The organism is Pirellulales bacterium (assembly GCA_019636335.1).
Lineage (GTDB): Bacteria > Planctomycetota > Planctomycetia > Pirellulales > JAEUIK01 > JAHBXR01.
Map to the genome: position 1 here is coordinate 1 of JAHBXR010000055.1, position 6463 is coordinate 6463.

Annotated in this window: 6 protein-coding genes; 5 read left to right on the forward strand and 1 reads right to left on the reverse strand. The window is 60.5% G+C overall.

Annotated features, from left to right (window positions below):
* From KF708_24860 to KF708_24880, 5 genes are all read left to right on the forward strand, one after another.
* The coding region (locus tag KF708_24860) for a hypothetical protein (protein ID MBX3415936.1) at positions 1–447 on the forward strand (447 nt) is incomplete at its 5' end.
* A 938-nt stretch (positions 448–1385) separates the two neighbouring features.
* Entirely contained in the window at positions 1386–2168 is a 783-nt protein-coding gene (locus KF708_24865; GenBank protein ID MBX3415937.1) for a hypothetical protein, read from the forward strand.
* 107 nt (positions 2169–2275) lie between these two features.
* Positions 2276–3970 carry an AHH domain-containing protein gene (locus KF708_24870; protein MBX3415938.1) on the forward strand — a complete coding sequence of 565 codons (1695 nt, stop codon included), beginning with the start codon at positions 2276–2278 and terminating at the stop codon, positions 3968–3970.
* 75 nt (positions 3971–4045) lie between these two features.
* The gene (locus KF708_24875) at positions 4046–4537 is read left to right on the forward strand and encodes a hypothetical protein (GenBank protein MBX3415939.1); all 492 of its coding nucleotides are present in this window, start codon (positions 4046–4048) and stop codon (positions 4535–4537) included.
* Complete coding sequence (locus KF708_24880) at positions 4534–6000, forward strand: hypothetical protein (protein MBX3415940.1); 1467 nt, start codon at positions 4534–4536, stop codon at positions 5998–6000. The genes KF708_24875 and KF708_24880 overlap by 4 nt, the downstream gene beginning before the upstream one ends.
* Positions 6001–6185: 185 nt before the next feature.
* On the opposite strand, the gene KF708_24885 is transcribed toward KF708_24880, so the two are convergent.
* On the reverse strand, positions 6186–6463 hold a 278-nt coding region (locus KF708_24885), incomplete at its 5' end, for a hypothetical protein (GenBank protein MBX3415941.1).

The window sequence follows — 6463 nt, forward strand, 5'->3', positions numbered from 1 at the left end:
CATCGTCGTGGGGGGGACTTCGCAAAACCGATGCGCTATGCGCCCGACCTGGGCGGCGCCTTCGGCGGAGCGGCGCGAAACACGCCCCCACCGAAGGCGTCTACTACCCCAATTGCTCCAGTTACGGCGTACGATGTTGGCTTCTATAATACATTACTGCAGCGTTCCACTGTAGGTGACAATCTTGACATTCACCATGTCGGCCAATCACATCCACTATCTCTGGTGATTCCCGGCTATGATTCCTATACCGCTCCGGCAATTGTACTTCCCAACACTGAGCATGTGACGATTCCAAATCTCCGTGGAAATACTGATCTCACGGCACGGGACATTCTTGCTAGAGACATCAAGAACTTAAGGGACAAGACGAATGCGCCCAACTCGGCTTTGCAGCAGTTGATTCAGTTAAATAAATGGTTATATCCGCAGGATTTTTCGAAATGACAAATGATGACTTTGTAGACCGAATACGTATTTCTGTGTATGAGAAGTCGATCAAGGGGGTGATGTCACTACTGGCATCCCCCCCAGGGCGACGGCCGGCTCCTCCCCTTGCGGATCTGTCACAGTGGTATGTTAATATGTCGGATGACGAAAAGAATCGAATTAATAGTGTGATATCCTTATCGATCCGAGTGTGTGTGTTTAACTTCCTAACCATCCTCGATGGAGTCTCTTCTATTAGGCGACCAGGAGAAGCCGCTGGTGTTCTAGAGTTACGACACGTAACCGAGCAAAAAAAAACGTTGCTTAATGATCCGTCGCATGAACCATTGCACGAGTTATTTGCAATAATAGTGCCTCCAGAGGAAATATAACACGACGGTCAACTTCAACTCGGTGTAAGTGACCAGAAAATCGTCAGTGAACAGGCGTGAGGTAGTTGTCATTGGAATTTAAGTGATTTACACAATCAGGGCAGCGGCGTCGGCGTAGCCACGTGGCACGTTCCTTGAAAAAACGGTGAGACGCGCACTTGGAGGGTGCTTGGCGCGCGTCGCGCGGCCAGCGCGTGCGGGGCTCAAAGCGTGGCCGACGGTTCGCCGGGAAGCGCCGATAATAGTAGACCTCGTCGGGCGTGCGGCCTTGAAGGGTCTCGTAGGGCCGGTGGGCGTTGTACCACTCGATGAAGAAGCGAACCTCGTGCTGGAACATCTCGCGCACGAGCGGCATGAACAGGAGCCGTCTTGTACAGCTTTCTTTCAGTGTCCGCTCGGTGGTCCGCAGGTTTTTTCTGTTTTCTTAGTCGGTGATGCTGGTGCCATCTCACGAGTGAGAGGTGGCGGATGGCGACAAAGAACGGTTTTGGCGTGGCGTGCTCGCTCGACAGGCGACGAGCGGACTCGACATGCGTGCGGTTCGAGTACGACGGGGCGGGTCGGATGACGCTGCTGGAGCGTTTTACCGGTCTCCCCGCGCACAGCCCGGTGCTGGTCGGCTCGAGCGTGTATGCCTACGACCACCCGGCCGGCTGGCTGACGGGGATCACCCACCGCAATTCGTCCGAGGCCACCCTCACGGCCTACGGCTACACGTTCGAGGCGAACGGCCGGATCAGCAGCCAGGCGCTGACCCAGGGGGGCAACACCGCCACGCGGAACTACGCTTACGACGAGGGGGATCAACTCACGGGGGTGACCAGCGGCACGGCGCAGACGCTCGAGGATTATGCCTACGACGCGTCGGGCAATCGCACCGGCTCGCACCTGGCTTCCTCGTACCAGACCGACCTGCACAATCGGCTGATCGACGACGGCGCGCACACCTACACCTACGACGGCGAGGGGAACGTCCTCTCGCGGACGCGGAAGAGCGACGGCCAGTTCACCCAGTATAGTTGGGATCATAGAAATCGGCTCGTCGGGGTGGTGACCAAGGCCACCAGCGCCGGGGCCGAGCTCGAGCGGGTCGAGTATCTCTACGACCACGCCGACCGCCGCGTGGCGCGGCTGCACGACGCCGACGGCGCCGGCTCGGCCGCGGCCACGTACGCCCACTATCTCTTCGACGACCGGGGGAACGTGGTCCTCGAACTGGCCGACGCCGACGGCGCGGGAAGCAATCCGGCCGACGTGAAGCACCGCTACCTGCACGGCCCGGCCGTCGACCAGTTGCTCTCCGACGAGGCCGATTCGGGGGGGGGACGCAGGTCCGCTGGGCCCTGACGGACCACCAGGGCTCGGTCCGCGACCTGGCCAGTAACGCCGGCGCGATCTTAAAGCATCGCGAGTTCGATTCGTTCGGGCGGATCACCTCGGATAGTGCGCCCGGCGTGGACCTCTTGTTCGGCTACACGGGGCAGGAGTGGGACGCGACGGTCGAGCTCGCCTACTACAGCGACGGCGGCGGCAGCGGCCGCTGGTACGATCCCGGCGTGGGGCGCTTCCTCAGCGAGGACCCCATCCGCGACGATCGGCAAAACCTCTACCGCTACGTCGGCAACAACGCCGTCAACGCCACCGACCCCAGCGGACTGGCCAAGAACAACTTGGGGGGAGGTTCTTCGTACAACAACAATCCCATGGGCGGGTTCGTGCCGGTATGGGGCGCCAACGGAACCATGACCGGCGTGGCGCCGGCTGGATCGCAGCCCGCGGTAAACATCAACTCGATCGATTTGAAGAATGTGGGCATCAACTACAATGCGGCCACCGGCAGCGTCGGCTTCAATATTCCGGGGGTGAATTATCCCGCGGGCGGATCGAGCGGTGCGATGGGGAACACGACGGTCAACTTCAACTCGGCGCCCCCGTGGACCGGGCACTCGCAAGCCTCCACCCCCTGGGCCCCGGCCCATACGCCGCCCCAGCCGGTTTCGATGTGGGTACCGCCGGTAGCATACAACCCTGCCCCGGCACACGTGCCGTCGCCCGTATCCATGACCTTCGGCGGCGGGATGGGAATGGCACCTGTTGTCATGCCCAACATCGCCACGCAGGTGATGGCAGCTGTCACGCCACAGCCGACGCTGCAACTTTTTTCACCTCCGAACAAGGAAAGCTATCCAGGTTTTAAGCCATTCTACAATATTGACGATTTAAAAGCACAGCAACTTGCCAATGCCCAATTGAAGCCGTCCACCCCCGCCGGCACGTTCACCGACGAGTTCGGCGTGACCCGCTGGGGGAATGGCCCGCACGCCACGGTGGCCTCGAGCGGCGGGATCGCCGGGCTGTTCAACGAAGGGGGCGGCAATTCGTTGCCGGTCCTCTTGCAGTCGGGGCATGTCCCCTTCGCCGCCGTGGCCCAGCCCTTGATGACGGCCACTGCCTCGAGCGTGACTCACGCGATGCTCGATTACGTCGGCATGTTCGATCCGACGGGCATCGCCGACGGGATCAACGCCGGCATCTACACCTTCCAAGGGGACACGCGCAACGCCGGCATCAGCCTGGCCGCTATCGTCGTGGGGGGGGACTTCGCAAAACCGATGCGCTATGCGCCCGACCTGGGCGGCGCCTTCGGCGGAGCAGCGCGAAACACGCCCCCGCCGAAAATGCCCAGCGTCACGCCGGGCGTGACGAACTACGTGCCAATACCGGCACCGCTGCCGATTCTCAATCCGCACTTCACGCCGGCGCAGATGCTCTCGCCGGTCGCGTCGACAGGGAATCTACGGAACAACCTGGGGCAGATCTATACTCAAGCCGGCCTGACGATCCCCCAGGGCGCGGCGGCGCACCATATCGTGCCGGCAGCGCATCCTGATGCCTTGCTAACGCGCATCCACCTGGAAAGCCTGGGGATCGACATCCATTCGCCGGCCAACGGGGTCTTCCTGCCGCAGACGACCACGAGCACGGCCATCGGTGCCTATCATCCCTCGCTGCACACGAACGATTACATTGGTGCAGTGAATACGTTAATACAGGCTACTCCGACGCAAGCGGACGCCTTACACGTACTCCAGCAGATCCGTGGCAATCTCAGCATGGGCATCTTGCCCCAGCAGACATTGGGGAAATGACCCATGAATATGTATAAGCTTATCCCCGACGCGAATCATTACAACTCAGTTCACTGGCGAGTGGACGATTTGCGTATGGCGTATGCACTCAATGAGTCTTTCTTGACCGCGCGACCGCTAGCTCCTACCTGGCAGCCGGTCGAGGTGGTCGAGTCCCCCCAGGGAAAAGAAGAAGGACTTCTTTTGGGAGACGTGACAGGAGTATACACCACCGTCCCTGCCTTCAACGAGTGTGCCGTGGACGCGCTGGGAGACCTGCTCCGCGCGCACGGCGAGCTTCTTCCGCTCATCCATCCCGAACGGAAGTATTACGCCTACAATGTCACCAGCATCGTCGATGCGCTCGATGAGGAGGCCTCGGAAGTAATGTATGGTCAAAGTCACGATTACTTTCTCATGATTCACCAGCACGTATTCCGTCCCGAGGCCCTCGAAGGCGCCTGCATCTTCCGTCTGCCTAAAATGCTCCGCAACGCCTGGCCCTACGTCACGGAGGATTTCCGCCAGCGCGTGCTCGACGCGGAGCTGACTGGGTTCAAGTTCCACCCCGTGGGAACGAACCAGTGACGGTCGACCAGTTGCTCTCCGACGAGGCCGATTCGGGGGGTGGGACGCAGGTCCGCTGGGCCCTGACGGACCACCAGGGCTCGGTCCGCGACCTGGCCAGTAACGCCGGCGCGATCTTAAAGCATCGCGAGTTCGATTCGTTCGGGCGGATCACCTCGGACAGCGCGCCCACGGTCGATCTGCTCTTCGGCTACACGGGGCAGGAGTGGGACGCGACGGTCGAGCTCGCCTACTACAGCGACGGCGGCGGCAGCGGCCGCTGGTACGATCCCGGCGTGGGGCGCTTCCTCAGCGAGGACCCCATCCGCGACGATCGGCAAAACCTCTACCGCTACGTCGGCAACAACGCCGTCAACGCCACCGACCCCAGCGGACTGACCAAGAACAATTTGGGGGGAAAGCCGGCCGCGACCCCGCAGCAGGTCCAGTCGTTCAACAACATCCAGGCCGGCATCGTGCAGGGCGCGCAGGCGATCGGCAATCTCGTCGCGACGCTGGCCAACGCGGGGGCCAACAATCGCAATGCCACGCCGCAGCAGCGGCAGACGCTGACGACGATCGCCCACGTCGCCCAGGCGGCAGTCAACATCGGCAACGTGCTGACGAGCGGCGGCCGTCCCCCGCTGCAAAACGCCGGCGCGATGATCGGCCAAGCGGTCTCCAGCGGAACGCGGAACTTCACGCAGGTCGTGACCCAGGCCGCCAGGCCGATCGTCAACACCGCCGCGCAAACCTTCTCGCGCCCCTACACGCCCCCGGCGAGAGTCAGCTCACCACCGCCGGTCTCGATCGCCTTCGGCGGCGGCATGTTCGGCTTCGCGCCGGTCATCGTGCCCAACATCGCCGCCCAGGCGACGACGGCCAACCTGCCGCAGGGGAGCGGCCCAGGGTCAACGATCATTAGTTCCTCAAACATTGCAAGTGGCGAAGCGACTTTGTCGCTGGGACCACTTTTCCACTGCGCAACGTGTCACGCTCCGGCAAATGATTCCACCGGCGAGCGACAATACATCTATTACCGCTGCACCCGCTACACCTCGCCCGGCCATCCACGCACGCGAACGACCGAGCAGGAACTTGACCGCCAGATTCTCGAACTCTTCGACCACATCAAGATTCAAGACCCTGCCGTGCGAGATTGGTTCGTCGACGTGCTCAAAGCCAAGACGCACGACGACGGCCAGGCATCGCTTGAACGTCGTCAAGAATTGCAGCGTCAATTAACCCGAGCCATGAACCAGCAGCAGCGACTTGTTGACCTGCGACTGGACGACGAGAGCGACGAACAGACCTTTGCTGACAAGCGGCTCGACCTCGCGGATCGTATCTCCGAATTGAAGCTGAACCTCGAAGCTCTCGACAGAGGCCGAGAGGAAATGACCGACCTGGCGCTCAAAGTGTTTGAACTTTCGCAAACCCTTCGCGACAAATGGCTTACGGCAGAACCCGACGTTCGCCGCTGAATTCTCGAAATCGTCTGTTTGAACTACAGCCTGCTCGACGGAAAGCTTTGCTACGAAACAAGAAAGCCCTTCGACGTGCTCGCCGAAGGGCTCGATTTGGCAAAAAGTCGGGGCGAAAGGATTTGAACCTTCGACCTCTGCGTCCCGAACGAGACCCGGGCCTCTGCAGCGAATTAAGAAAACCTCTACGTCAAAACAACTTGTGAAATCTCGCGAACAGCGACGATTTGTCGTAAGTCCAATGACTTCGATAGCTCAAACCGAAAGAATTCGTTGTCATAAAATTCCTTCGGATCTATCCCGAACTTACTATTCTCTTCCGCCAATTTCATGATGAGGTTGCGTGCTTGTTCCGCAAAGCGATTACAGCGATCTGCCCCGCCCGGTACAAGCCACGCACTTGAAATTGCATCGAGCACATTTAAAAACCGCGTCCAAGCCAGCTGAGCGGGTGTCAGTCCGA

Coding starts and splice junctions, on each gene's coding strand:
- KF708_24865 (MBX3415937.1), top strand. CDS start 1,386: ATGACGCTGCTGGAGCGTTTTACCGGTCTCCCCGCGCACAGCCCGGTG.
- KF708_24875 (MBX3415939.1), top strand. CDS start 4,046: ATGGCGTATGCACTCAATGAGTCTTTCTTGACCGCGCGACCGCTAGCT.